The sequence below is a fragment of the Rickettsia rhipicephali str. 3-7-female6-CWPP genome (genome assembly GCF_000284075.1).
GTDB classification, from domain to species: Bacteria; Pseudomonadota; Alphaproteobacteria; order Rickettsiales; family Rickettsiaceae; genus Rickettsia; species Rickettsia rickettsii.
This window is the reverse complement of the sequence record NC_017042.1, coordinates 944,742-969,707: the sequence shown is the minus strand read 5'-3', so window position 1 is coordinate 969,707 and position 24,966 is coordinate 944,742. Positions and strand designations below refer to the sequence as shown.

Here is a 24,966-nt window from a genome sequence, read left to right as displayed (position 1 = left end):
ATATTTCTTCAAAAATTTTCCATTACTATTTATTAGGTAAATTATTATGATTCTTGTTATTGGTCTTGGTAATCCAGGAAAAGAGTATCAATATACGAGGCATAATGTCGGCTTTATTGCTGTAGAGAAAATAGCAAACCAATATAATTCATCATTTAGTACAAAGAAAAAATTCAATTGTGAAATTGCTGAAACTATTAGTGATGGACAAAAGATAATTTTTATAAAGCCCACCACCTATATGAACTTGTCCGGTAAGTCAGTGATATCGGTGAAAACATATTATAATATCCACCCCGCAAAAATCTTTGTTATTCATGATGATATTGATTTAGAAACAGGTAGAATAAAATTTAAAACTGGTGGCGGTAATGGCGGGCATAATGGTTTAAAATCGATTGATGGGGTTATAGGTAATAATTATAACCGGATTAGGATTGGAGTCGGTAGACCACAAAATAATCAGGATGTCGTAGATTACGTACTTAATAATTTCTCTAAACCGGAGTATGAAACAGTAATGCAAGCTATAGATAGAATCACTAGTAACTTTGGTTTAATATTAGAGAATAAGTTAGAAGAATTTAAGAATAAGATAGCTTGATATATTCAATGTTATTCCTACGACTTGATCGACGTTGCTGCGTGAATACCAACTCGTCATTGCGAGGAAAAACTGTAAGTTTTGACGAAGCAATCTCAAGAATTCTATACTACTTCACGAGATTGCCAAGTCGATGCTATGCATCTCCGCGCAATGACGGGAAAACGATATTAAAACTAAACAGCAAAGATTCAAAATTTTGAAATTGTTTATACTGATGAAATGGATAGAACTCATAGAACTAATAATTATTGAGGCTTTGAATAAAGATGCTAGAAAACAAAAGGGGGGAGTAGGAGATATTGAATCTTTTGCATTTTCCTGTTTAGATCAGGATAAAAATTTTGTTGTAGGAATTAGCGGTATGAGTTCTTAGGGGGATTTTATATTGATTCACTCTTTGTTAATGAAAATATAAGGAACTAAAATTATGGTACTGTACTAATGCAAAAGGCTGAAGATTTAGCACGTGAACGAGGCTGTAATTTTATTCCTCTTGTTACTATGGACTTCCAAGCAAAATCGTTTTATGAGAAACTGGGGTATAAAATTGAATTTGCTATGCACGGTTACGAAAAAGATTCTATAATGTATTATTTACGGAAAAATTTATGACACTAAAACTTGGAATTGTTGGGTTGCCGAATGTCGGTAAGTCGACGTTATTTAATGCCTTAACGGCAAGTCAGGCTGCAGATGCCGCTAATTATCCGTTTTGTACTATTGAGCCTAATAGCAGCAAAGTTTTAGTGCCTGATGAGCGTTTGCATAAACTAGCAAGCTTAGCCGGAAGCGGTAAAATTATTCCGTCTTATATTGAGTTTGTCGATATTGCAGGGCTTGTTAAAGGAGCAAGCAAAGGGGAGGGGCTAGGTAATAAGTTCTTATCTTATATCAGGGAAGTCGATGCAATACTGCACGTACTGCGTTGTTTTGAAGATGAGGATATAACGCACGTACATAACAAAGTTGATCCGCTGCATGACCTCGAGATTATTGAAACGGAATTAATACTTGCCGATATAGAATCGGTTGAAAAGCGTTTAGCTACAAGTGAAAAACGCTTGAAGTCAGGCGATAAAGCAATGGCAGAGCAGATAGAGTGGTTAAAAGAGGTTTATAAGGTATTAGGTGAGGATAAACCTGCAAGAGTGCTAAATGAAGCTTTAGGAGTTGATAATTTAAAACAATTGCAGTTAATTACCTCTAAGCCCGTTTTATATATATGTAACGTACTTGAAAAAGATGCAGCTATAGGTAATGAATTTACAAAATTAGTAGCGGAAAGAGCAAAGAAAGAAAATGCTAAAAGTGTTGTAATTTCTTCAAAAATAGAAGCTGAAATTGCTTTACTTGAAAGCATGGAAGAAAAGGAAGAGTTTTTAAAATTTATAGGTTTAGACGAAACAGGGCTTAGTAAAGTCATTAAAGAGGGGTATAATCTTTTAAATCTTAAAAGCTTTTTTACTATAGGACCAAAGGAAGCCCATAGCTGGACTTTTAAAGACGGCACACTTGCACCGGCTGCTGCCGGTGTTATTCATACCGATTTTGCAAAAGGTTTTATCAGAGCGGAAGTTATCAGCTATAAAGATTACATAAATCTCGGTAGTGAAGCAAAAGCCAAGGAAGTAGGTAAAATGCGTTTAGAGGGTAAAGAATATAAAATGCAGGATGGAGATATAGTACATTTTAGATTTAACGTTTAAATAACGATCAGCTATGAAAACAATTTGACCAAAACGGTCTCTTGAAGTTCAAGATAGGCTTGATTATATAGTGCAGCATATTTTGGCTGTTGCCAAGGATAAAATTGCCCTGATTATCTTGTATGGCTATGCTAGAGGTGATTGGGTTAAAGATATGTATACGGAAGATCATATTACTTATAGTTATACAAGTAATTTTGACTTTTTAGTAGAAAAAAAGGTAAATTTAAGGAGCATGCTACTTTAAGGGTAGAAGCTAAGATAGAAAAAAGGTTAGAACAAACAGGCTTAAGAAAAGCCGAGGTTTGTTCGCTAGAACCTTGGATATCTATAATATGCGAATCTATAAGTGAGGTAAATGATAAGCTTGAAAAAGGGTGTTATTTTTATATCGACATTAAGAATGAAGGTATTCTTTTATATGATAGTGGCGAGTTGCAGCTTTCTCGAGCTAAAAATTTGCCTTGGAGTGAAGTAAAAGAAATGGCTAAAGAAGATTATGAATACTGGTTTGGTAGAGGCAAGAGTTTTTTTTATTGATTGTAAATACCCATTAGAAAGAGGTGATTTTAGTAAAAGTGCTTTTGAGCTGCATCAAGCCACTGCAAGTGTTTACAGTAGCATTTTATTAGTTTTTTCCCGTTACAAACCAAAGTTACACGATATAAGAAAGCTAGGTGGATATTGTGCAAATTATAATGTTGAACTACTTAAAGTATTTCCGCAATCGTCTCCCGAACAAAAAGAATGTTTTGAATTACTAGAAAAAGCTTACGTCAGGTGTCGTCATTGTGAGCAGCTGTGGCGTTGTTGTATGGCTTGAAGAAAGCGTTCGCTGTCATTCCTGCGAAAACAGGAATCCAGGGTAAAGAGAGATAAATCGAGCGTTTAGTTTTAAAAGTCTAGCATATTTATACTTTTTTGACTGGGGGATTCCCGCCTACGCGGGAATGACATTAAGAAAGTTAGAGATAACCTAATACATCATCTGTATGCTCTTCACCCTCAAGAGTCATATCCTCTTTTAAGGCTGCCATACTACAGCTACTAAATACATCAAGGTTATTCTGCTCGGCTTGCCATTTTAAGCTAGCTTCTTTAAAACTAATAATACCGTTTTTAATTTCTGCTAATGTCAAATTTTTTATTTCGTGTAAAAAATTCTCTATATCTGCTTTTGCTTCTGGATTTTTTTCGATGAATGGATTAAGAAACTCCTTGATACCTGCTAATAATTCTTCTTTTCCAGGTTCTATATCTTCAGAATCTAGAGCTTGAGCTATCGGTGTATTAACTGCATCCTCGTTGTTTGTATCCTCTTCCTTTTCAAAACTTTTATCAAGTGCGTTATTAGAAGTATTAATATGGAATAACTCTTTATAAAAATCATTCATAACAATTTGATCGTTAGGGTTATTTGCATTATAATTATTTATTATTTTATCAATAGCTTCTTTAAACTTTTCATTATAAGGTGCATCTCTAAAGGTGGAGCTTTCATATATAGATTTTTTAGCAAATTCTTTTAGTGCTTGCAGATTTTCAGTACTAGAATTACTCATCTCAGCATGTTTTGCCGGAATATTAGTAGCTATTTCTATTAATTTATCACCAAAAATGCTTTGAGCGGTTATTTCATCAGCTTGTTGTGTTGCTGCTAATATTTTACCGGGCATATTATTTTTTAATAGTTCTATTATTCCTCCGCCGCAACAAACAGTTTGGTAATCATCATTATTTTCTTCTTTTAATGATAAATACAAAGCGTTGTCTATGTGATAGTTATTTGCTTTTAATAATTGCCATGTTTGTAAGGTTGGGTCATTAGCATATACTCCACCATCAATAATTTTATGTAATTTAGTATTGGTTATATTACTGAAATTGTGGCTGGGGAAATATCCAGGTGCTGCAGTGATGCCTTGTATTATATCTGAAAGGTAATAATCATTCTCTTCACTTTGTCTAGCCTCTATAGTAGAGAAGGTCATAAGAGGATTTTGTTTATTATTTAGATCATAACCTGTAACTACAACATTACCGATTAAATCCTTGAGGGTATAATCCTTACAATATTCTTTCAATAATTTTACTAATGGTTCAGGAGAAAATTTATGGCTGAATAAGCCATTAAAACTCCAAAATTTTCTAAAAGTTAATCCTACCGGAAAAATATCGTGTGCCATTTCTTCAAACAGTTCTTGAGCTTGCTCTGCACTGAATAAAGGTTTTCCGGGATTATTAGGATCCGGTAAATTAAGCAAAATAGGAATAAGTCCTCCAACACTGGTCCCTCCAGTAAAATCGAATATCTCACAAGTAGGCTTACCGGTTGTTTGCTCTATTATTTTTAATTTTTCTAAATGGATATTTCCTTTTACCCCACCGCCTTCAAATAGTGCTAAGCTAATCTTATTATTGTTTATATCTACCATAACCACCTTTCAAAAATACTTGAAGAGAGAAAAATACAATAAAAATTAACTTTTGTCAATAAACTTATCTGTATAAGCTGAAAATTTAACTTATAAAATAAATTGTAACTATTAGTAAAGAAAACTTGATTAATAATTAATATTTTAGTATATAGCTAATATTATATAACTATAATGGTATGAGATATGCTAAGTCATCCTAGTAATATCAATCTTCAGTTATTAGCTCAAGCAGTAAATACAATGATGCCCTTAGTAGAGAAAGATTTAGCTGATGTTGAAGATACAATAACTTATGGAAAAGAACGATTATTTAAATTTGTTAAAGATAAGAAAATTATGGAAGTTTTGGCATTTATGTATTGTTTTGAGGGAAATACTGGACAAACTTTAGATATTAAAGAATTATGTACTACAAATGATTTATCATATAGAGCTGATTTCAGCGCTCTTACGAAGACACTAGATACTTTAACCCCCCTTATAGGGATATTTTTTTCTAAATAATTTAACACTAATTCTACTATAAATAATAATGCTAAAATACGAAAACTTTGATAGTTCTTCTGATGAAGAGTTAAAAGAAAATTATACTTTACCTAAGTACCTTAATTTTTTACTTAAAAATATACTAGATATTAATTATATATATAACTCTGAAGATTTTAAACTTAAACTAGGTTTAGTATTACATAATTTAGCTGTAAATATTCTACTATTAAAAATTTTTATAAAAAAATTAAATCTGAAATATTAGCTGTAGATAATGATTAATTACGAAGAAAATTTTACAATTAATCATATAGTACATTATAAAACCGGTAATGTACAAACAGATGTACCTGGCTTAGGAAAGTATGATGAAATTTTATCTAAATTTGAGCAAGAACATGAATATAAACATGCTATTATAAAACGTATATTTGAAGTTGTGCATGCTAAAGCATCGACACAAAATATAGAAGAATTACCGCGAAAACTAAATTACTTTGCGGAAAAGTGAACACATTTGTTATTTATGCTTGCAACGCATAGAAATAATGCAACCTTATTTACGACTCCTATGTTTTTAGAACTTATTAGTATATTTTTATCATATAAGGAGTTTTTCCTTATGTCTGCTGAGCATGCCGTTGCTCAAACAAGAGGTATACTGAAAAACTATAAATATGTGTTACCAAATTCCTGTCCAATAGATTATGACACTACAAATGTACAAAATGGTACTCTATTACTTATTAAAGAAGGTAATATATTAATAGAATGGCTTAGTAAAAAATTAAATAATTATAAACTAGCAAATATAGCACGAATATTTGACATCTTAGCTTCAATGTAACTTTACAAAAATATGGATAATGTAAAAAGCAATGATATAAAATCTTTTTTAGAAAAAGTTCATAAATTAGAGAATTGTCCTATAAATTCATTAGACCAAAATTTAACTGCTTTAATTCTTAAAGTAAACAATATAGGAGAACGCAATTTAAAGCTTACAAAAACTAAATTGCTTAAAAAAAAAGGATTTTTCTCAAGATTTAAAGGATTTAATTGAGATAATCTACTTGGAATTTACTGAAAGCTTAAAAAATATTGCAGGGTTTTTAGCTCAAAAACAAGCATCTCTCAAGAAAGAAATTAAAAAAATCCTACCTGAAATTCTACAAATTTTATGTGCTAAAATAAAAGAATGGTTATGATATTGATGCACCTGAATATGCTAAGAATGTATTACAAGATATTACCCACAAATTTAATCAAACTATTTCTCCTACCTCGTCTCAAAAGGGATTAAAACTTTCCTTTTCTAAAAGAAAAGATATATATGATGCAAATGATGATGATAATAATCAAACTTTGGAAACAACTGATATAGACAATAGTATGAAAAAATATTTTAAACTAATTGGAGAACATACTAATCTATATACGATTAAAAACAGTAAATATTATGGTCTTTTTGAGGTCCTAGAACTTGGTAGCTAAGAGTAAATGAATCAGGATTTAAAAATACATAGGTAGCATTATATTGATCTTTACCACATAGATGACTGCCTGTAGCTGGTATACTCAAATGATTTGAAGAATTGTTTTTGCAAAACTTCGGAGGACTCGCATGCTCACCTATTAAGTATAGGCTGTGCGTACTCGCCTCCTCGTTTTATATCCCAATTCTCCAAATCATTTGAGTATACCCTGTCTGCATCAACAAATTTTAATTGATAAAATAAGCTCTTTTCAGGAGCAATAAAATATTTTGTAATATTACTATTCTTAAAAATATATCTATATTCTTGATTAGCGTAGATTTGATAATCGTAGTCGTGATAGTGAATTTGTAATTCCTCTTTATAGATTAATTCATTTAAACTTTTAAGTAAGAAATATGCTACCCCCTCACCGTAACCATAATTATCTATAATTCTGTTAATTCGGTATTTTCCGGAGAATCTTGAAAAAATTTCTTTTACTGAATCGTTTTTTGAGAGCATTTGATATATATATATATCTATGTCATTCCTGCGACGTTTTGGCTTTATTGTATGGCTGTTTATGTCATTCCCACGAAAGCGGGAATGACATCGAGTCGGTTTTTCGGACCATGCAACAAAGTCAGCTTGACCACGGTATGACATTTAGTTCTGCAATATTTTCATTAGCAAATTAATCTCTTCGCGTAATTCTATATCGTTTTCCAGTAATTCTTCTACTTTCTTAATAGCATGCATAACCGTCGTGTGGTCTTTTTTACCGAATTTTTTACCGATATCTGCAAGACTTTTCGGCGTTAATGCTTTACTAAGATACATGGCTATTTGACGCGGTCTTGCAACTTCTCGTAATCTCCGTGATGAAGACATATCGGATAACTTAATATTATAACGGCTAGCTACCTTTTTCTGAATATCTTCAACGGTAATTATTCTTTCATTAGAACGCAGTAAATCCCGCAAAATATTTTGTGTGTTTTCGAGTGTAATTTCTTTTAAAGTAAAATTAGAATGAGCAATCACCTTATTTAAAGCTCCTTCAAGTTCTCTAACGTTTGAAACGATTTTAGATGCTAAAAAATCAATTACGTCTTTTGGTATTTTAACGTTCATCTGCTCAATCTTAGATTCTAGAATACCGAGTCGTAGCTCATAAGTAGTACTATGAACGTCGGCAACTAAGCCCCATCCAAGACGAGATTTTATCCGATCTTCAATATTATCTAAATCTGAAGGCGATCTATCACAAGAAATAACCATTTGACGGTTATTATCAATCAATGTATTAAAAGTATGGAAAAATTCTTCCTGCGTACTATCTTTACCGCAAATAAATTGAATATCATCAATCATTAACACGTCAACCGAACGAAATTTCTCTTTAAACGAGATTACTTCTTTGTTACGCAGAGCTTTAACAAACTGATACATAAATTTTTCTGCCGACATGTATATCACTTTGCGACTTGGGTTATTCTGCTTGATGTACCAACCGATTGCATGCATTAAATGAGTTTTACCAAGTCCTACGCCGCCATATAGAAAAAGCGGATTAGACTCAGAAACCGCACCTGATGATTCCGCAACCGCTCTTGCTGCTGCATAAGCTAGCTCATTTGGGGCTCCAACCACAAAATTATCGAAAGTAAAACGTACGTCAAGGGTTGAAAAGATATTTCCCGTATTAAGCTCACTGCTGCCGATATCGGCAAAAGTCTTAGTAGGCAATTCTATAACTGTTTGGGTTATTCCAGGTAACTCTTTAGTAATTATTTCAATTGACTTAATGGTATTATTATAATGTTGAAATAGTTGCAATATGACCATAGAGTACTTGGATTTTATCCAATCTCTAACAAAGTTAGTAGGGGCACAAAGAATAACGGTATTTAATGAAGACTCTATAAAATTGACTTTACTAAACCAGCTATTATATAGAGTTTCACCGTAATGATTGTAAAGATCTTGAGCCACGTGACTCCAGACATTTACATAATTATCACCTTGATCCGTTAAAATTATTTGATTAGTACTCACTTAAAACTGCCACGGTAAGTTATTTTGTTTCCAGCCTTTATCTTGATTATTTCCTTCAAAGCCGTCACTAATATTATAACAATTTTGATAACCTATATTAGTTATAAAATTTGCTGCGATAAATGACCTATATCCTGAACGGCACAGAAAAAATATTATTGCATACATTTTATCGTTAACGATAGATAAAAAATTATCTTCAAAATCTTTATTCAATTGCCAACTTAGAAAGATCACCTTATTTTTATTATCTAAATGAGGTATCCCCACTTGCTGCCACTCTTCTCTAGTTCTAACATCTACAAGAAAAGCATTATCATTTGAAATTAGCATATCATAAGCTTTTGTAGAACAGATATTTTGAACCGACATATTTACGCTTTTTTGCTGTTATTGATAATAAAAGTTAATAGAATTTTACCCATGTAGAATGGATTTATTAGAGTGCTGAATTATTATAAAGCATTTTAAAATGATCTTGGTATCTGATAATGTTAATAATATTATTATAAAAAAATTTTGCAAGATGTTATAGATGAATAAATTAAATAAAAACTCTTTACAAAAGAAACTTTTCTACCGTAGTAAAAATCGCGGTTGCAGAGAAATGGATTATATACTCGGTAGCTTTGCCGAAAAGTACCTATCCTTAATGGATGAAAAAAAACTTGGAAGCTATTCTTTAATACTTGATCAAAATGATAATGATCTTTATAATTGGATTAATAATAAATCTTCTGCTCCTTCTTATCTAGATGCCGAAATAATTGATAAATTACGCAAAATAGCAAAAATATAAACTCCTGTAGAATGTTACAACAAAAATTCCCGGCGGCTGCCAAATCTTTCTTTGCAATTGATAATTTTACTAAGAATCCTAAGCAAGATTTCATCTTGAGTGCGAGTAATGAAGAGGAGGCGTTGCAATTATACAAGCAAGCTTTATTTTTTTCTTCTAATGAAAATATTTATTACTTTCCAAGCTATGATACCATCCCTTATGACCATACGTCACCAAATGCAAATATCTTATCTACACGTGCAGAAACATTAACCAAGCTAACAACAAATAATAGTAATAGCAAATTACTCATCACTCATACAGTGAACTTATTAAACAAATTACCGCCGAAAGATTTTTTTTCTAAATATTTTTTGAAATTATCCCCTAAAATGAAATTTACTACGGATGAGCTTGCTATGTTTCTAGTAGAAAATAGTTTTACAAGAAATGCGATTAGCATCGATGCTGGGGAATTTGCGGTTAGAGGCGAAATCATTGATATAATATTGCCCGGTCCTAAGGCTTATAGAATTCATTTTAGCTGGGGTTATATTGAATCAATAAAAGAATTTGATATTGATACGCAAATTTCGACTAAATCCTGCAGGGAGCTTATTATTAGTCCTGCAAATGAGATAGTTTTAAATAGTGAAACTATAGGTAATTTTAAGAATAATTACTTACGAAATTTTGGAGTTAATCATACTGATAATCCTTTATATGAGGCGGTAATATCTGGAAGAAAATTCACAGGATATGAACAATTACTCCCGTTATTTTACGATTCCTGCTCTAACTTAATAGATTATTTAAACGATCCTATTTTCATATTCGATAATTTGTCAAAACAAGCCATTTTAGAATTTGAACATAGTTATAACAATTTTTATTCGGCAAGGTCAGAGGCAAATAAACTTAAATTTAATAGTTTCTATCCCACCCTTTCACCGACTAGCTTATATTTTACCGCTTCTGAAATAACGGAATTACTAGAACGAAAAAATAATATACTACTTACTTTTGAAAACTCAGAGCAAGCTAGCTTAATTGAAAATATATCTGCTACAAGTTTTATAGAAAAGAAAACGGTTTTCGATAAATTATTTGAGGTTATTAAAGCAAATTCTCATAAGAAAATTATTATAGGCTCAAGCGTTTTAAGTAGTTGTGAGCGAATCAAAAGCATAATTCAAAATTATGAATATAAATATAATGAGATAAATAAATTAGATGAGGCTAAGGCTTCAATAATAAATGTCGGGATAATTCCTTTAAATCAAAGCTTTTATACGAAAGAATATTTATTTATTACCGCTAGCGAATTATTAGAAGAAAAACCTAGCTCTACAAACACTAACAAAAAACTTAAAAATATCTTGCTGGAGCTTGATAATTTAGCTGAAGGCGAATTTGTTGTGCACAAAGATCATGGAATAGGGCAGTTTTTAAAGCTAGAAGCTTTAGAAATCAAAGGCAAACCACATGATTTTTTAAAGATTTTATATGCCGGCAATGATAAATTATATATACCAGTTGAAAGTATAGAGGTAATAAAAAAATACGGCAATGATAATGCGGAGCTTGATAAGCTTGGTAGCGTTTCATGGCAAAGAAGTAAGGCAAAGCTTAAAAATCGTATAAAAGAGATAGCACTGCATTTAATACAAATAGCAGCTAAAAGGAAACTTAATAGTAGTGCTTCCGTTGAATTTGACCTTGAAGAATATGATAAATTTTGTGCTAATTTTCCTTTCAGCGAAACGGAAGACCAATTAACCGCTATAAACGATATTAAAGAAGATCTAAGAAACGGTATGTTAATGGATAGGTTAATATGCGGTGATGTCGGGTTTGGTAAAACAGAGGTAGCAATGCGTGCCGTCTTTATGGTAGCAAAATCTCTAAATGAACATTTACCTCAAGTAGCCGTAGTTGTACCGACAACTATTTTATGTAGTCAACATTTTTCAAGATTCATAGAACGGTTCAAAGGTTTTGGTTTAAATATCAAGCAATTATCTAGAGTTATTAGTTCTAAAGAAGCAAAAATTATAAGATCGGAGCTTGAAAGCGGTAAAATAAATATAATAATAGGCACTCATTCTTTATTACATAAAAATATAAAATTCTTTAATTTGAAATTGTTAATAATCGATGAAGAACAACATTTCGGCGTCGGTCAAAAAGAATTGCTTAAATCGCTAAAATCCTCTTCCCATGTACTTGCAATGTCGGCAACACCTATTCCTCGAACGCTGCAAATGTCAATGACCGGTTTAAAAGAACTTAGCATTATTGCAACGCCGCCTCTAAACAGGCTGGAAGTTCGTACCTCGGTTATGCCGTTTGATCCCGTTATTATCAGAGATGCATTATTACGCGAACATTTTAGAGGCGGAAGAAGCTTTTATGTAGTTCCAAGAATTAAAGATATAGAGGATATCGAAAAACAATTAAAACAAATCGTGCCGGAATTAAGCTATAAAATAGCTCACGGAAAAATGACTCCGAGTAAAATTGATGAGGTTATGAGCGAGTTTTATGTCGGTAAATTCGATATACTAGTCTCAACTACTATTATAGAATCAGGAATTGATATAGCCGAGGCAAATACCATGATCATACATAAGGCTGATATGCTGGGGCTTAGTCAGCTATATCAATTGCGTGGTCGAATAGGTCGAGGTAAAATGCGGGGTTATGCCTATCTAACGGTAGCAAGTCATAAAAAGATGACATCTCACTCCTTAAGACGCTTAGAGATAATACAAAATAGTTGTGCTTTGGGCTCAGGTTTTACTATTGCAAGCCATGATATGGATTTACGAGGTTTCGGTAATTTGATAGGTGAAGAACAATCAGGACAAATTAAAGAAGTAGGTACAGAACTCTATCAAGAAATGCTGGAAGAACAAATAGCTATTTTAAAAGATGCACCGATTGTTTCAGAACAACCCTTTATCCCGACTATTAATTTGGGATTATCCGTCTTTATTCCAGATAATTATGTAGCCGATGCAGCTCTTAAACTTGGACTATATAGAAGAATAGGTAATTTAAGTAATGAGATAGAAGTAGAGACATTTAAAGATGAGATGATTGATAGATTCGGTTTACTACCGATTGAATTTAATAATTTACTTGATATTGTAAAAATAAAACTATTATGCTTTAAGTTAAATATTGAAAATCTAGATTCAGGAGATAACGGATTTGTGATTAAATTTTATAAAAATGCCGATATGACTGATAAAATTTTAAAATTCGTTAGTACTTACTCTAATCAGGCAAAAATCAAACCAGATAATAAATTAGTATATATCAAGAAATTAGTAGATAAAAATATAATTGTTGAGGTAAATCAACTACTTTGGAATTTATCGGAGGTGTAGACTCGATGTCATTCCTGCTCCGTCATTGCGAGCAGCCGTAGGCTGCATGGCAATCGCATGAAATAATAACAAACTCCTGAGATTGCTTCGTCAATTGCTATGCAATTTCCTCGCAATGACGGTAACACGTTTTGAACATAATAAATATGTCCCATAACCTAAAGCAATTATTTCAACAACATAACGTAAAAGGTTTGTCGATTAATTCTAAAACCGTTAAGGATAAAGACGTCTTTTTTGCGATTAAAGGACGGAATACTGATGGAAATGATTTTATTAAGGATGCTTTAAGCAAAGGTGCAGTATTAGTAATTACGGACAATAAAAAAAATATTGTTATAGATAAAGTAATTTACGTAAAAGATGTGCAGGCAGCTTTATATGAAGCCATAGAAATATTCTATCCTAAAACACCAAAGAATCTAATAGCCGTAACCGGTACTAATGGTAAAAGCTCGGTAGTATCCTATATAGCTCAAACATATTCATTACTTGGGAAAAAAGCAGCATCTATAGGTACGATAGGGGTAGAAATATTTGGCTGCGATAATCTTATAAATGATGTAACGGAATTAACAACTTTAGACTATTTAAGCTTTAGAAAAATTGCTCATAATTTAGCTGAAAATGGTATAGAATATTTAGTTTTTGAAGCTTCTAGTCATGGTCTTGATCAAGCAAGACTTAGGGAAATAAAAGTAAATATTGCATGTTTTACTAGCTTTAGTCAGGATCATCTAGATTACCACCATACAAAAGAAAATTATTTATTAGCCAAACTGAAATTATTTATAAATCATTTATTACCGAACGGCATCGCAATATTAAATTCTGATATAGAAGAAATAGAGTTTGTTAAAGATTATCTACATAATCATAATATTAAATTTATAACCGTTGGGAAAAAAGGTGATTTAGAAATAACTAGAATTAACGGTTCTTTAAAAGGACAAAATATTAATTTTACATTTAATAATAGAGAATATAATTTTAATACCCTGATAATTGGTAGCTTTCAGGCTAGTAATTTATTAATTGCTGTTCTTAGCATTCATTATACTGGTTTTGCTTTTGATGATGTTATAGATTCTTTAGTAGAAGTTAAAGCAGTAAAAGGCAGAATGGAGAGAATAGATAACACTAATATCTTCGTTGATTATGCCCACACTCCGGATGCTCTTGAAAAAGCTTTAACAGAACTGAAAAATATTAAATTACGTGGTAGTAAGCTAAGCGTAGTTTTTGGCTGTGGCGGTAATCGTGATAATGCAAAGAGAAGTCTTATGGGGCAAATAGCCGCAAAACACGCCGATACCATCATAATTACAGATGATAATCCACGCAATGAAGACCCAAAGCGTATTAGAGCTGAAATCATAAGCGGTATAGAGAAAGCAGATTATACAGAAATAGCAAATAGAGAAGAGGCTATTAAATACGGTATAAATAATTTAAAACAAGATGATATCTTGTTAGTTGCCGGCAAAGGTCATGAAAATTACCAAATTATAGGCGATAAGAAATTACCTTTTGATGATGCTGAGGTTGTGAGGAAGTGTGTAAAAGTTTGTCATCCTGTGGCTTGACCCATATACCGGACAGTTTAAAAAAAACCTTGATGTCATCCCCGCGGAAGCGGGGATCCAAAAAAATAACTTCAATATTAATACAGAAGTTACATATTTGATAAAATAAACATATAAAAAGCTTGCTTTTTATATGTTTACTGGCTTCTTGCCTATGCGGGAATGACATAAACAAGCCATACAACAAAAATAACAAAAACATATGATTTGGAACTCTAAAACTTTAAGTGCTGCTCTCGGTATAACAATCTCTAATTCTATAAATTGTAATGAAGTGCAATTTAATTCCAAAGACGTTAAAAAAGGTGATTTATTTATAGCACTTCAAGGTAATAGAGATGGTCACGATTATGTTCTAGATGCAATAGATAAAGGAGCAGCAGCCGTAATTATTAGTAAGCGAGTAGAGATCAATGATAAATATAAAATTATCTTAGTCGATGATTGTTTTGAAGCTCTACAAAAAATAGCTTTATATAAACGAGAGAATTCAAAAGCTAAATTTATAGCTATAACAGGCAGCGTCGGTAAAACTTCTACCAAAGAAGCACTAAAAGTATTATTACAACATGATTTTCTAGTTTTTGCTAGCCGAGGTAACTTCAATAACAAACTCGGTATGCTTATTAATCTTGCTTCAATGGCTGATGATACGGAATATGCTATTTTTGAGCTTGGCATGAATCATAAAGGTGAAATAAGAGAGCTGGTTCAAATATTAAAGCCGAATATTGCCATGATTACTAATATTTCGGAGGCTCATTTAGAATTTTTTAACTCGCTTGAAGAGATAGCTGAAGCTAAATGTGAGATTTTTGCAAATTTTAGCAAAAATGATATTGCCGTTATTAATGCCGATACTAATTGCTATAACAAAATATTATCGATATTAAAAAACCTTTCTATCACCGATATACATAGCTTCGGTAGATCGTCTAAAACTTCAGCAGAATTAATTGTATATGAGAACCTAGGAGAGCAAGTCTACTTAAAGTATAAGATAAATAATAAAGTCTTAGATGTAACGATACCGTTTATTCCTTGGCATTTTACCGAAAATTATACCGGTGTACTTTTAATTATCGATATATTAGGTAAAGATATAGAGATAGCTGCAAATCACTTAGCAAATATTTCTCCTACTAAAGGAAGAGGGGAAATTATTAATATACAAAATTGTCGTGTAATTTGTGATTACTATAACGCAAGTCCGCAGTCAATGAAAGCTGCATTAGAATATTTAAAACAAGTACCTGCCGAGAATAAAACTGCTATAATAGGCGATATGCTAGAGCTAGGGGAAAATTCTAAACGATTACATGAGAAACTAGTGCAGTACATATTAGATGCCGCTTGTTCTAAGGTCTATTTAGTAGGAGTAAATACTAAATATATTGATGATTTACTACCTTCCAAAATAGCTAAAAAATACTTTAAAAATGTTGATGAATTAATTACGCATATTACGGATTTATTTGAAGGTAATGAGCTTATTCTAATAAAAGGGTCAAGAGGTGTAAAACTTGATAAGATTGTTGATTATTATAAATAAATACACTAGGATATTCTTAATATTGTGTGGTTTGGTTGTCCGTCATTGCGAGGAAAATTATAAAGTAATTGCCGAAGCAATCTCAGAATGTTTGACGAGATGGCCGCGCGCAGTCTACGACTGCTTGCAATGACGATGTGGTATCCATGCACAATGAATAACATCAAAATATACTTTTAAATTTAAATCTACAAATGTTATACAATCTTTTACTTCCTCATATCCATAATTCACATATAGCTAATTTATTTCACTATATTACTTTTCGTAGCGGTCTTGCTATTATTATAACTCTAAGCCTTAGCTTTATCACGGGTCCGATATTAATAAAATTTCTGCGATCTCTTCAAAAAAACGGTCAGCCTATACGCTCAGACGGACCTGAATCGCATCAAACAAAAGTAGGTACTCCGACAATGGGGGGCATTATGATTATTTTGTCTAGTTGTCTTTCTACTTTATTACTTGCTGATTTAACTAATAAATATACTTGGATTACGTTATTTGGTTTTATTAGTTTCGGTATTATAGGATTTATGGATGATTATGCTAAGGTAACTAAAAATAATCATTACGGGGTAAGAGGAAAAAGTAAGCTTTTACTTCAAGGAATTATTAGCTTCATTATATGTGTGTTACTAGAATATCTAGATAAAAGTCCAAGTCATTTACTTAACGTACCGTTTTTTAAAAATTTAAGTTTGGATCTTGGTTATTTTTATATAGTTTTTGCTATATTTGTTATAGTCGGCTCTTCTAATGCCGTGAATCTAACGGATGGGCTTGATGGTCTTGCTACCGTTCCTATTGCCTTTACTGCCGGTTCTTTTGCTTTAATAAGTTATTTAGTAGGAAATCTAATTTACTCGAACTACTTACAGCTAACCTATATACCGAATACCGGAGAGTTAACGGTGTTATGTGCGGGATTAGTCGGTAGCTGCCTTGGATTTTTATGGTTTAATGCACAACCGGCAGAAGTTTTTATGGGCGATACCGGTAGTCTAAGTCTTGGCGGTGTGCTTGGTATTATTAGCGTTATTACTAAGCATGAAATAGTTTTAGCTATAGTCGGCGGCTTGTTTGTTATTGAAACGGCATCCGTAATTTTACAGGTATATTACTTCAAAGCTACTAAAGGAAAAAGAATATTTAAAATGGCACCGCTCCATCATCATTTTGAAAAACACGGCTGGGCAGAATCAAAAGTCGTAATAAGATTTTGGATTATTTCAGTTATATTTGCTCTTATAGGCTTATCATCCTTAAAACTACGTTAACTATATTCGTTTATCCATCTTTTATTTATCAAAAATACATTAACATAAATTAACTTTCTCTTTGCTTTTGTACAAGAAATTTACTACAATGCTGACATTAATTTATAGTAGGTGTATGGCGTGGCTAAAGAAATAGATATAAATAAATTATTAGCACAAGAAAATAATGCTTTAAATACTATATTAAGCCAAGTAAATGAATTATGCGAACAAAATAAGCAGTTGCAAGGTTTAATCGAAATACAAAATGAAACTAAAGAGCTAGAAAAAGAACATAATAGATCGCTGCCTTGGTTTAAAAGATTTGTAAAAACAGTTTCTAATGTAAAGTATATTTTTATAAAAAGTGAAGAACAGTTAACAAATGAAGCAATAAAGTATAATAATAAAATATTAAAAGATATTGATAATAAGATATATAATATAGCGGAAAAATCTGCACCTTTAAAGCAAGCATTACAAGAAGAAATCGAAAAAAATTTTAAAGATTTAACAAAGAAAGATTTATCTAAAGATCAAAGAGAAAGAGTATCGGAAGTATTTTTTAGTTATAAGAGTAAATCTGAAAGATTCTCAGCTCTACATATGACAAATCCCTTACAATTCATTAATGCTGAAGAACTAGAGAAACAATATAATTCTTTAAATGCTACAAAACAAAACATCCAAAATTTAATATCCGAAAATTCTAATATCAAAGAACTTAAAGAAATACAAAAACAGGTTGCTGAAATTAGGGAAGAAGTACCTTATACATTTTTTGAAAAATTAAATAATATTTGGCAAAATGTTAAAAATGTTTTTGTAAATAATAGTGAGCAGGTTTTAGCAAAAAACAAAGAGAGTAATACTAGAACAATTAGAAAGATTGATGAACAATTATATAAAACGAAGCATAAATTTGAGGAATTAATTGAAAATAAAGAAAGAAATATTAATGATATAATTGCAAAATTACCTGACAATGAGGAGTTACAAAAGATAGTAAGTAACCTTACAAATCACATGGCTTCAAAAAAAGAACCAATATTAGCAAATTCGTCCCTAGCTAAACCTTTGGAAAATAATATAACACCGCCGCCTCCTTTACCGGAAAATAACATTCCACCCCCGCCGCCACCCCCGCCTATGCCTACTATGGCTCCAGTTTCGGCTCAGACTGAGATATTATCTAAGCCTGTAAAAGCTACTACGGTTAAAAAACCGGAAAATCAACTACGTCCTTCTATAGATACTTCTGATTCAATGAGAGAAATAGTAGGACCAAAAAAACTAAGAAAAGTTGAAAAAACGGATGTTAAGGCACAAGATTCTAGAGATTTATTGCTGCAGTCCATAAGAGGTGAACACAAACTAAAAAAAGTTGAATTTGATCCTAATACAGGAAAACCGGTTGCACATTCTCATAGTAAGCCTGCTCAGAATATTAACAAACCTAATGGAGTTGCATCAATTTTAGCACGAAGAGTTGCTATTGAGATGAGTGATAGTAGTAGCAGTAGTGGCAGTGAAAGCGATAGTGGTAACTGGAGTGATGTTAGTGTTAATAGGAATAAATCAAAAAGTCTAAAAACTAAAGGAGAACGAGATGCTAAAATGACTACGCATGCTCAAAAAATTCTAAATAATAGGCATTCACAAAAACCATCATTTGTTAGATAATAAATGTCATTCCCGCGGAAGCGGGAAGTCAGTAAAGCCTATAAAAAAACTTGTTTTTTTAGGTTTATTTTATCAATTAATGGTAATTTTATAGCAGTATTAAAATTATTTTTTGGATTCCCGCTTCCGCGGGAATGACATAAAACACCATATAAATCTACCCTTTAAACTTCTTAGTTATTTCAACTATTCTTTTACCAAAGAAATTAGCAGTTTTTAAATCGCTTTGAGTAGGAGTAATATCAGGAGAAGATTTGTGGTTAGATTGAGTCATACGTCCTAACCAGCTACCTAAGCGGTTAATTTTATCGGGATCAGGCATCTCATGATCGGAAAAATTCGGAGCAGCTTTAGCTTGCCCGACCCAAATCATACAATGCTGCATAGCGAAGTGAAATAGCTGCTGAATACTGCATAACTTATCACCTGAATAAGCAGCAGAAAAGTTGCAGCTATTTTATCTTTCCATTTTTGTTGTGCCCATCTAGTTGAGATAGCTTCCATAAATATTTTAAACGATCCGGCTAAACTACCCATATAGGTTGGGACTCCAAAAATGATAACATCTGCATTATCTAATAAATCCCAATCGAGATTATCAGGTTTATCTTTATTTATTTGTATAATAGAAACATTTGCTCCTGCTTCTTTTACGCTCTTATTTAGTTCTTCAGCTACTTTTGCAGTATGAGACCGTATCCACTATAATATACGATAGCTACTTTAACTATTTTATTCTCCATATTATAAATTAACTATAAACTCGGCTTCAGTTTTAGACTTTATTTTTTCAATAGTAACATCGTCAGCTTGTCTAACTAATATCATTTCATCTTTATCAATATCAAAAATTCCAAGATCAGTAATTACTCTGTTAACTACTTTTTTACCTGTTAACGGAAAGCTGCATTCTTTTAATAATTTAGCACCGCCATCTTTTGCGTTATGTTCCATTATAATAACTACTCTTTTGGTGTTAGCGACCAAATCCATAGCTCCTCCCATACCTTTAACCATTTTACCCGGAATAGTCCAGTTGGCAAGATCGCCTGTTTGTGAGACTTGCATAGCACCTAAAATAGTTAAATCGACATGCGAACCTCTAATCATCCAAAATGAAAAGCTACTGTCGAAATAGCTGCTTTCAGGAATAGCAGTAATAGTTTGTTACCGGCGTTAATTAAATCAGGATCTTCCTCTCCTGCGTAAGGAAATGGTCCCATACCAAGCATACCGTTCTCGCTTTGAAATATTACATTCACTCCTTGAGGTATATAATTTGCTACATGCGTAGGCATACCTATACCAAGATTGACATATAATCCGTCTTTAAGTTCCTCTGCGGTTATTTGATAAATTTCTTCTTTGCTCCAAGGCATATCTTATTTTTCCCTGACAGTTAATTGCTCAATACGTCATATTTTTCACCTACTATTAATCGCTGTATGAAAATATTAGGTGTGTGAATATTGTTAGGGTCAAGCTCTCCCACCTCAACTATTTCCTCTACTTCACAAACTGTAACTTTAGCAGCACCTGCCATGACTGCATTAAAATTTCGTGCAGTTTTATTGTAAATCACGTTGCCGCTTTTATCGGCTTTAAAGCCTTTAATAATAGCAAGGTCAGCTTGAAGGGCAGTTGCCATTATATATTTTTTGCCGTTAAACTCCTTTGTTTCTTTACCTTCCTCTACAATTGTACCTATACCTGTTTTAGTATAAAAAGCTGGAATTCCCATACAAGCAGCCCTAATTCGTTCAGCTAAAGTTCCTTGTGGGTTTAGCTCAAGCTCTAAAATCTTATCAGGATATTGTTGCTCAAAAATCTTATTTTCTCCGACATACTAAGAAATTATTTTTTTTTATTTGTTTAGTTTGAAGAAGAAGCCCAAGTCCGAAATTGTCAACACCGCAATTATTGCTTATAACTGTTAAATTTTGAACATTGCTTTTAAGAAGTGCATTTATTAAATATACCACATAGACCGAATCTGCCCGACATTATAGTCATGCCGTCATAAAGAAGCCCTTCAAGAGCAGCTTCAGCCGAAGGATAGATTTTATTCATAAATTTTAAATTATTTAATATCTATTATTTAAGAAATTAGGAGGATTTTCAAAAGAAGTCAAGGACATACACAAGTTTGGTATATTAAAAAAATACTTTACAAGAAATTAAATTTAACCATTGCTGCTTGTTTTTTTGTATTCATCAACAGTATTAGTAACTGTATCAAATCTTGATGACGATATAACAATTCAAGAAAATTCTAAAAAAATTATAGTTATGTAGTGACTTATGATAAAGATATGTCCTTAAGAGCGAGTAGCGATGCTGCTATGTCATTAATTGAAGGTTACCGTCAATTAGATGATGCTATGTTTGCCGATTCAGATAATATAGTTATGAAGATCTTAAGTCATATTACAAGATTTACTGCTACATCTTGGATTATGGTAGGTAATCACGAAATAGGAGGTCATGGAGCAAGAGCAAAGAATTTGATTTAAAAGTAACAAAATATGAAGTAGATCCTTTTGAGGGTACAACATATTTTAAAACTAAAGATTTTAATTTTTTGCAAGTTCATAAGCAAATTGCTATAGATACAGGGGGAATGCAAGCAAGTTATTTGTTATCTGAAAATATTAAAGATAGATACATGGCAAGTAACAAAATTAATCCTACTTACGGTATAGGTTATTTATGGACAAGACTAGATCAAGCAAGTTATATTTTTAGTACTAAGTTTGATGGCAAAGATAAAAGCGGTAATGATATAAATGCATATGTAAAAGCGATTAACTCCATATACGGTAAAAATTATATTACTAAAAATAAAATTCGTTCATATGCTTATTTAGATTTCCGTTTTTATTCTATTCAGGATATTCATTTATAATGAATACTAACTTAAATGATATTCCGATGATTGAATTAGGACCGGTTAAATATTTACCGGCTACTAGAGCGATACTTGCTCCATACGGTTTAGAGCGTGGTTTAGTTAACCATTTTGTTGTTGATAACAAGATATATTCAAGTTAATATTAATTATGGCAAAAATCAAAAATTTAAGTCTTACGGTGTCGGAGTTAAAGCTAATAACTTAGTCAAAGTTGAATTTATCGGTTTAGGTTTAGAAGCGACATTTTGGAATCAGCCTAAAATGTTAACCGCTACCCCTTTAAAAGAAAGTTGTAAGCAAGGTGGACTTGGAGCCGTTAATTTTGAGCTTAGCTTAAATGAAACATTTAAGATAGTCGGCTCAAACGGTTACAAAACAGCGGGATTTATAGAAGGTATGCCTTTAAAATCCTCAGCTATAGTTAGAGCAGGGTTAAAATTAGATTTATAAAAGAAGGCTTTGTTGCATGACTAATATGTCATTCCTGCGAAAGCAGAAATCCAGAAAAAAGCGCGATACATTGAGCTTTTAATTTTAAAAACTTACTGTGTATGCACCGTTTAATTACTGGATTCCCGCTTTTGCAAGAATGACATATTAGTCATAATTTGTATATTTTATTCTTCTTCTTTTATTATAAAGTATATATATTTGTAAGATAATTATTATATGCTAACTATTTTAGACAAATTCTTATTCTCTTCTGTAAAAACGTTCATCAATATACGTGAAGATACCGTATCTGCTCTTAAAAGGCTTGGTATTAACAATATTCGTGATTTATTATTTTATCTACCTGTTTCATATCAAAATAAAATATTATCGCCTAATTTAACTGAAGTTAGAGACGGTGACATAATCCAAACAGAAATTGTAGTTGAGAGCATTAATTTACCAAAGAAAAGTAGTCAGCCTTTAAAAATTACAGCTAGCAATGATACTGGTTCTTTGTTATTAGTGTTTTTTCATAAACCCCCACCGTTTATTTTTAATAAGCTGCAAGTTGGTACTTCTCATATTATCAGCGGAAAGGTACAATTTTTTGATCATTACTTACAAATTTCACATCCTGAATTTATTGTAAATCCTAAACTCGCAAAAGAAATAGAGCCGATTTATTCCCTGACATATTTACTTAGTAACAAGCAGTTATATTCATATATCATAAAAGCAATAGAGATATTTGAAGAGAAGTGTAAGAGTATAGAAGATAAAGAAGTAAAAGATTATTTAGATATTATATTGCAAAATTTGCAAATGTTGCATGTTTTCCGTCATTACGAGGAGGCATGCATGCCGACGAAGCAATCCAGTAATGTAAAATTAATAAATTCTAGATTGCCGCAGCCCCTAAAGGGGCTTCGCAATGACGATTTATATACTAACGCCAAAAAACAACTAGCAGCTAAGGAGCTTATCGCTAATCAAATATCTCTTTTAAATGTACGTACGCAAATAAGTAGAAGACAAGGTAATATTTACCCTAAAGCTGTATCTATTCAAGCAAATATATTAAATGAGCTAGGATTTGAGTTAACTTCTTATCAAAAGCAAGTCATAGAAGAAATAGAGTGTGATCAAAGCGATAAAATAGAAATGATGAGATTGTTGCAAGGCGATGTTGGCTCCGGTAAAACTTTGGTAGCTCTGCTGACGATGGTAAATGTGGTAGTCACTGGATTTCAAGCAACGCTTATGGCTCCAACTGATTTGCTTGCCAATCAGCATTATGAGTTTTTTGTTAAAGCTTTAAAAAATACTAATATAAGAGTCGGATTACTTACAGGTAAGATACTGGGGGCAGCTCGTAAAAATATTATGATACAACTTGACAACGATGAGATTGATATATTAGTCGGCACTCATGCTTTATTTCAAGAAAAAGTAAGTTTTAAGAAACTAGGTTATATAGTTATTGATGAGCAGCATAGATTTGGGGTGCAACAGCGTTTGAATTTAATAAATAAAGGAGTAAATCCCGATGTGTTAGTTATGACTGCAACGCCGATTCCTCGAAGTCTTGCACTTACTATGTTTGGTGATATGACTATCTCAAAGCTAATGGGTAAGCCGAAAAGTCGTTTACCTATCGCTACAAATACCATGTCCGTTAATAATATAGAGCATATTATAGCAGCGATAAATAAGAAGCTTATTGCAGGTGAGCGGGTATATTGGATTTGTCCATTGATAGAGCAGGGAGAGAAAGAAACGCCGGAAGAGGATAGTTTATTGATGGATGTGATGAATCGTTTTAACTCTATCGACAATATCTATCAAGGTTATACCGGTATTATTCACGGTAAGATGAAGAACGAGCAGAAAGACCAAATAATGAAGCAATTTAAGGAAGGTGAAATTAAGATATTAGTTGCAACAACCGTTATTGAAGTCGGAATAGACATACCTGCAGCCACTTTGATAATTATTGAAAATGCTGAGCAATTTGGTCTCGCTCAACTTCATCAGCTTAGAGGTAGAGTAGGGCGGAGTAGTTTGCAGTCATATTGTATATTGTTATACAATCCTAAAAGGCTTAGAAAAGTTGCACGAGGTAGGTTTGAGATAATGAAACAAACTAATGATGGATTTTATATAGCTGAGCAGGATTTAAAACTTCGAGGTAGCGGTGAGATTTTAGGAGTAAAACAAAGCGGCGAAATCGAATTTTTCTTCGCCGATTTAGCGGACGATTATGACCTACTTCTTAAAGCGCATAAATTTGCGGAAATAGGCTCAAAAGGTAATGTAAATTTTGTTAACTTTCAGATAAAGCTCTTCGCCAAATCTCAAGTAAGCGAGTTGGTTTAGTTTGAATATGCTATTCCCGCTTGGCATTGGCGTTGTTGCGTGGTTCGATTTTTACCGTCATTGCGAGAAGAATTACGTAGTAATTCGACGAAGCAATCTCGTGCCAAAGTCCTGAGATTGCCGTGTTCCTTTCAGTCGCTCGCAATGACGAAAAACCGCACCGTGCAAGCAAGCTTTTTTGTAAAATGAAAATCTAGAATACTATTAGTTAA

At 32.3% G+C, this 24,966-nt stretch carries 29 protein-coding genes and 3 pseudogenes; 23 read left to right on the top strand and 9 right to left on the bottom strand.

The window, feature by feature from the left end; all coding sequences use genetic code 11:
- The first annotated feature begins 46 nt into the window (after nt 1-46).
- The 6 genes and pseudogenes from pth to MCC_RS05275 all read left to right on the top strand — a co-directional run bounded on the left by pth (nt 47) and on the right by MCC_RS05275 (nt 3,136).
- The gene (gene pth, locus MCC_RS05295) at nt 47-604 is read left to right on the top strand and encodes an aminoacyl-tRNA hydrolase (RefSeq protein ID WP_014408854.1); all 558 of its coding nucleotides are present in this window, start codon (nt 47-49) and stop codon (nt 602-604) included.
- A 222-nt stretch (nt 605-826) separates the two neighbouring features.
- Nucleotides 827-1,022 (top strand): annotated as a pseudogene (locus tag MCC_RS05290) (acetyltransferase).
- A gap of 26 nt (nt 1,023-1,048) precedes the next feature.
- A complete protein-coding gene (locus MCC_RS05285; RefSeq protein WP_014365599.1) occupies nt 1,049-1,219 on the top strand; it encodes a GNAT family N-acetyltransferase in 171 nt (56 codons plus the stop codon).
- Nucleotides 1,216-2,313 (top strand): redox-regulated ATPase YchF, encoded by a 1,098-nt coding sequence (ychF, locus tag MCC_RS05280; protein WP_014408852.1) that lies wholly within the window; start codon nt 1,216-1,218, stop codon nt 2,311-2,313. The genes MCC_RS05285 and ychF overlap by 4 nt, the downstream gene beginning before the upstream one ends.
- 82 nt (nt 2,314-2,395) lie before the next feature.
- A complete protein-coding gene (locus tag MCC_RS09075) occupies nt 2,396-2,560 on the top strand; it encodes a hypothetical protein (RefSeq protein ID WP_014408851.1) in 165 nt (54 codons plus the stop codon).
- A 252-nt stretch (nt 2,561-2,812) separates the two neighbouring features.
- Nucleotides 2,813-3,136 (top strand): HEPN domain-containing protein, encoded by a 324-nt coding sequence (locus MCC_RS05275; protein WP_014408850.1) that lies wholly within the window; start codon nt 2,813-2,815, stop codon nt 3,134-3,136.
- A gap of 142 nt (nt 3,137-3,278) precedes the next feature.
- On the opposite strand, the gene MCC_RS05270 is transcribed toward MCC_RS05275, so the two are convergent.
- A complete protein-coding gene (locus MCC_RS05270; protein ID WP_014408849.1) occupies nt 3,279-4,748 on the bottom strand; it encodes a patatin-like phospholipase family protein in 1,470 nt (489 codons plus the stop codon).
- A 186-nt stretch (nt 4,749-4,934) separates the two neighbouring features.
- On the opposite strand from MCC_RS05270, the gene MCC_RS05265 reads away from it, so the two are divergent.
- From MCC_RS05265 to MCC_RS10925, 6 genes are read left to right on the top strand one after another with little or no spacing between them, the layout of a single operon-like run.
- Nucleotides 4,935-5,255: a hypothetical protein gene (locus tag MCC_RS05265; RefSeq protein ID WP_014408848.1), complete on the top strand. Its 321-nt coding sequence runs from the start codon at nt 4,935-4,937 to the stop codon at nt 5,253-5,255.
- A gap of 28 nt (nt 5,256-5,283) precedes the next feature.
- The gene (locus MCC_RS05260; RefSeq protein WP_014408847.1) at nt 5,284-5,505 is read left to right on the top strand and encodes a hypothetical protein; all 222 of its coding nucleotides are present in this window, start codon (nt 5,284-5,286) and stop codon (nt 5,503-5,505) included.
- A 9-nt stretch (nt 5,506-5,514) separates the two neighbouring features.
- A complete protein-coding gene (locus MCC_RS05255) occupies nt 5,515-5,751 on the top strand; it encodes a hypothetical protein (RefSeq protein ID WP_041405435.1) in 237 nt (78 codons plus the stop codon).
- A gap of 15 nt (nt 5,752-5,766) precedes the next feature.
- Nucleotides 5,767-6,087 carry a hypothetical protein gene (locus MCC_RS05250; RefSeq protein ID WP_041405434.1) on the top strand — a complete coding sequence of 107 codons (321 nt, stop codon included), beginning with the start codon at nt 5,767-5,769 and terminating at the stop codon, nt 6,085-6,087.
- 12 nt (nt 6,088-6,099) lie between these two features.
- Entirely contained in the window at nt 6,100-6,303 is a 204-nt protein-coding gene (locus MCC_RS10545) for a hypothetical protein (RefSeq protein WP_231288672.1), read from the top strand.
- 10 nt (nt 6,304-6,313) lie between these two features.
- On the top strand, nt 6,314-6,448 hold the full coding sequence (locus tag MCC_RS10925; RefSeq protein ID WP_269208672.1) for a hypothetical protein: 135 nt from the start codon (nt 6,314-6,316) through the stop codon (nt 6,446-6,448).
- Nucleotides 6,449-6,681: 233 nt separating this feature from the next.
- Here the strand turns inward: MCC_RS10925 and MCC_RS10920 are convergent, their stop codons facing one another.
- The 4 genes from MCC_RS10920 to MCC_RS05230 are packed head-to-tail and all read right to left on the bottom strand — an operon-like array spanning nt 6,682 to nt 9,148.
- Nucleotides 6,682-6,822 (bottom strand): DUF6314 family protein, encoded by a 141-nt coding sequence (locus tag MCC_RS10920; RefSeq protein ID WP_197407958.1) that lies wholly within the window; start codon nt 6,820-6,822, stop codon nt 6,682-6,684.
- A 46-nt stretch (nt 6,823-6,868) separates the two neighbouring features.
- Nucleotides 6,869-7,384, bottom strand: coding sequence for a DUF6314 family protein (locus MCC_RS10915; RefSeq protein ID WP_014408846.1), 516 nt, complete (start codon nt 7,382-7,384; stop codon nt 6,869-6,871).
- Nucleotides 7,385-8,776, bottom strand: a complete 1,392-nt coding sequence (dnaA, locus tag MCC_RS05235; RefSeq protein WP_014408845.1) for a chromosomal replication initiator protein DnaA — start codon at nt 8,774-8,776, stop codon at nt 7,385-7,387.
- Nucleotides 8,777-9,148, bottom strand: a complete 372-nt coding sequence (locus MCC_RS05230) for a rhodanese-like domain-containing protein (RefSeq protein WP_014408844.1) — start codon at nt 9,146-9,148, stop codon at nt 8,777-8,779. It lies immediately after the preceding gene.
- 163 nt (nt 9,149-9,311) lie between these two features.
- On the opposite strand from MCC_RS05230, the gene MCC_RS05225 reads away from it, so the two are divergent.
- The 6 genes from MCC_RS05225 (at nt 9,312) to rickA (ending at nt 19,032) form a co-directional block, all read left to right on the top strand.
- Nucleotides 9,312-9,575, top strand: coding sequence for an FAD assembly factor SdhE (locus MCC_RS05225; protein WP_008580148.1), 264 nt, complete (start codon nt 9,312-9,314; stop codon nt 9,573-9,575).
- Nucleotides 9,576-9,586: 11 nt separating this feature from the next.
- Entirely contained in the window at nt 9,587-12,952 is a 3,366-nt protein-coding gene (gene mfd / locus MCC_RS05220; protein ID WP_014408843.1) for a transcription-repair coupling factor, read from the top strand.
- Between the two features lie 146 nt (nt 12,953-13,098).
- Nucleotides 13,099-14,538, top strand: a complete 1,440-nt coding sequence (locus MCC_RS05215) for a UDP-N-acetylmuramoyl-L-alanyl-D-glutamate--2,6-diaminopimelate ligase (protein ID WP_014408842.1) — start codon at nt 13,099-13,101, stop codon at nt 14,536-14,538.
- A gap of 202 nt (nt 14,539-14,740) precedes the next feature.
- Entirely contained in the window at nt 14,741-16,090 is a 1,350-nt protein-coding gene (locus MCC_RS05210) for a UDP-N-acetylmuramoyl-tripeptide--D-alanyl-D-alanine ligase (protein WP_014408841.1), read from the top strand.
- 194 nt (nt 16,091-16,284) lie between these two features.
- Entirely contained in the window at nt 16,285-17,370 is a 1,086-nt protein-coding gene (gene mraY, locus MCC_RS05205) for a phospho-N-acetylmuramoyl-pentapeptide-transferase (RefSeq protein WP_014365610.1), read from the top strand.
- A 120-nt stretch (nt 17,371-17,490) separates the two neighbouring features.
- A complete protein-coding gene (rickA, locus tag MCC_RS05200; protein WP_014408840.1) occupies nt 17,491-19,032 on the top strand; it encodes an Arp2/3 complex-activating protein RickA in 1,542 nt (513 codons plus the stop codon).
- A gap of 157 nt (nt 19,033-19,189) precedes the next feature.
- Here the strand turns inward: rickA and MCC_RS10535 are convergent, their stop codons facing one another.
- From MCC_RS10535 to MCC_RS09060, 4 genes and pseudogenes are all read right to left on the bottom strand, one after another.
- Nucleotides 19,190-19,405: a hypothetical protein gene (locus MCC_RS10535; protein ID WP_014408839.1), complete on the bottom strand. Its 216-nt coding sequence runs from the start codon at nt 19,403-19,405 to the stop codon at nt 19,190-19,192.
- Nucleotides 19,402-19,731: a flavodoxin family protein gene (locus MCC_RS10530; RefSeq protein WP_081498437.1), complete on the bottom strand. Its 330-nt coding sequence runs from the start codon at nt 19,729-19,731 to the stop codon at nt 19,402-19,404. The genes MCC_RS10535 and MCC_RS10530 overlap by 4 nt, the downstream gene beginning before the upstream one ends.
- A gap of 45 nt (nt 19,732-19,776) precedes the next feature.
- A pseudogene (locus MCC_RS05185) lies at nt 19,777-20,411 on the bottom strand (3-oxoacid CoA-transferase subunit B).
- A 3-nt stretch (nt 20,412-20,414) separates the two neighbouring features.
- Nucleotides 20,415-21,102: pseudogene (locus MCC_RS09060) on the bottom strand (CoA transferase subunit A).
- 224 nt (nt 21,103-21,326) lie between these two features.
- Here MCC_RS09060 and MCC_RS05175 point away from each other — a divergent pair.
- From MCC_RS05175 to MCC_RS05160, 5 genes are all read left to right on the top strand, one after another.
- Nucleotides 21,327-21,545, top strand: a complete 219-nt coding sequence (locus MCC_RS05175) for a hypothetical protein (protein WP_231288671.1) — start codon at nt 21,327-21,329, stop codon at nt 21,543-21,545.
- Between the two features lie 68 nt (nt 21,546-21,613).
- Entirely contained in the window at nt 21,614-21,937 is a 324-nt protein-coding gene (locus MCC_RS10525; RefSeq protein WP_231288670.1) for a hypothetical protein, read from the top strand.
- The gene (locus MCC_RS10520) at nt 21,937-22,083 is read left to right on the top strand and encodes a hypothetical protein (RefSeq protein WP_231288669.1); all 147 of its coding nucleotides are present in this window, start codon (nt 21,937-21,939) and stop codon (nt 22,081-22,083) included. Before MCC_RS10525 ends, MCC_RS10520 begins: the two co-directional genes overlap by 1 nt.
- Nucleotides 22,058-22,393 (top strand): hypothetical protein, encoded by a 336-nt coding sequence (locus tag MCC_RS10515; protein WP_231288668.1) that lies wholly within the window; start codon nt 22,058-22,060, stop codon nt 22,391-22,393. Before MCC_RS10520 ends, MCC_RS10515 begins: the two co-directional genes overlap by 26 nt.
- Nucleotides 22,394-22,612: 219 nt before the next feature.
- Nucleotides 22,613-24,754: an ATP-dependent DNA helicase RecG gene (locus tag MCC_RS05160; RefSeq protein WP_014408835.1), complete on the top strand. Its 2,142-nt coding sequence runs from the start codon at nt 22,613-22,615 to the stop codon at nt 24,752-24,754.
- Nucleotides 24,755-24,966 lie beyond the last annotated feature (212 nt).

Bases quoted from the DNA above. Each gene is read 5' to 3' on its own strand.
- pth (WP_014408854.1), top strand. From the start codon at position 47: ATGATTCTTGTTATTGGTCTTGGTAATCCAGGAAAAGAGTATCAATAT.
- MCC_RS05285 (WP_014365599.1), top strand. From the start codon at position 1,049: ATGCAAAAGGCTGAAGATTTAGCACGTGAACGAGGCTGTAATTTTATT.
- ychF (WP_014408852.1), top strand. From the start codon at position 1,216: ATGACACTAAAACTTGGAATTGTTGGGTTGCCGAATGTCGGTAAGTCG.
- MCC_RS05275 (WP_014408850.1), top strand. From the start codon at position 2,813: ATGAATACTGGTTTGGTAGAGGCAAGAGTTTTTTTTATTGATTGTAAA.
- MCC_RS05270 (WP_014408849.1), bottom strand. From the start codon at position 4,748: ATGGTAGATATAAACAATAATAAGATTAGCTTAGCACTATTTGAAGGC.
- MCC_RS05265 (WP_014408848.1), top strand. From the start codon at position 4,935: ATGCTAAGTCATCCTAGTAATATCAATCTTCAGTTATTAGCTCAAGCA.
- MCC_RS05260 (WP_014408847.1), top strand. From the start codon at position 5,284: ATGCTAAAATACGAAAACTTTGATAGTTCTTCTGATGAAGAGTTAAAA.
- MCC_RS05255 (WP_041405435.1), top strand. From the start codon at position 5,515: ATGATTAATTACGAAGAAAATTTTACAATTAATCATATAGTACATTAT.
- MCC_RS05250 (WP_041405434.1), top strand. From the start codon at position 5,767: ATGCTTGCAACGCATAGAAATAATGCAACCTTATTTACGACTCCTATG.
- MCC_RS10545 (WP_231288672.1), top strand. From the start codon at position 6,100: ATGGATAATGTAAAAAGCAATGATATAAAATCTTTTTTAGAAAAAGTT.
- MCC_RS10915 (WP_014408846.1), bottom strand. From the start codon at position 7,384: ATGTCATACCGTGGTCAAGCTGACTTTGTTGCATGGTCCGAAAAACCG.
- MCC_RS05230 (WP_014408844.1), bottom strand. From the start codon at position 9,148: ATGTCGGTTCAAAATATCTGTTCTACAAAAGCTTATGATATGCTAATT.
- MCC_RS05225 (WP_008580148.1), top strand. From the start codon at position 9,312: ATGAATAAATTAAATAAAAACTCTTTACAAAAGAAACTTTTCTACCGT.
- mfd (WP_014408843.1), top strand. From the start codon at position 9,587: ATGTTACAACAAAAATTCCCGGCGGCTGCCAAATCTTTCTTTGCAATT.
- MCC_RS05215 (WP_014408842.1), top strand. From the start codon at position 13,099: ATGTCCCATAACCTAAAGCAATTATTTCAACAACATAACGTAAAAGGT.
- MCC_RS05210 (WP_014408841.1), top strand. From the start codon at position 14,741: ATGATTTGGAACTCTAAAACTTTAAGTGCTGCTCTCGGTATAACAATC.
- mraY (WP_014365610.1), top strand. From the start codon at position 16,285: ATGTTATACAATCTTTTACTTCCTCATATCCATAATTCACATATAGCT.
- MCC_RS10535 (WP_014408839.1), bottom strand. From the start codon at position 19,405: ATGATTTGGGTCGGGCAAGCTAAAGCTGCTCCGAATTTTTCCGATCAT.
- MCC_RS10520 (WP_231288669.1), top strand. From the start codon at position 21,937: ATGAATACTAACTTAAATGATATTCCGATGATTGAATTAGGACCGGTT.
- MCC_RS05160 (WP_014408835.1), top strand. From the start codon at position 22,613: ATGCTAACTATTTTAGACAAATTCTTATTCTCTTCTGTAAAAACGTTC.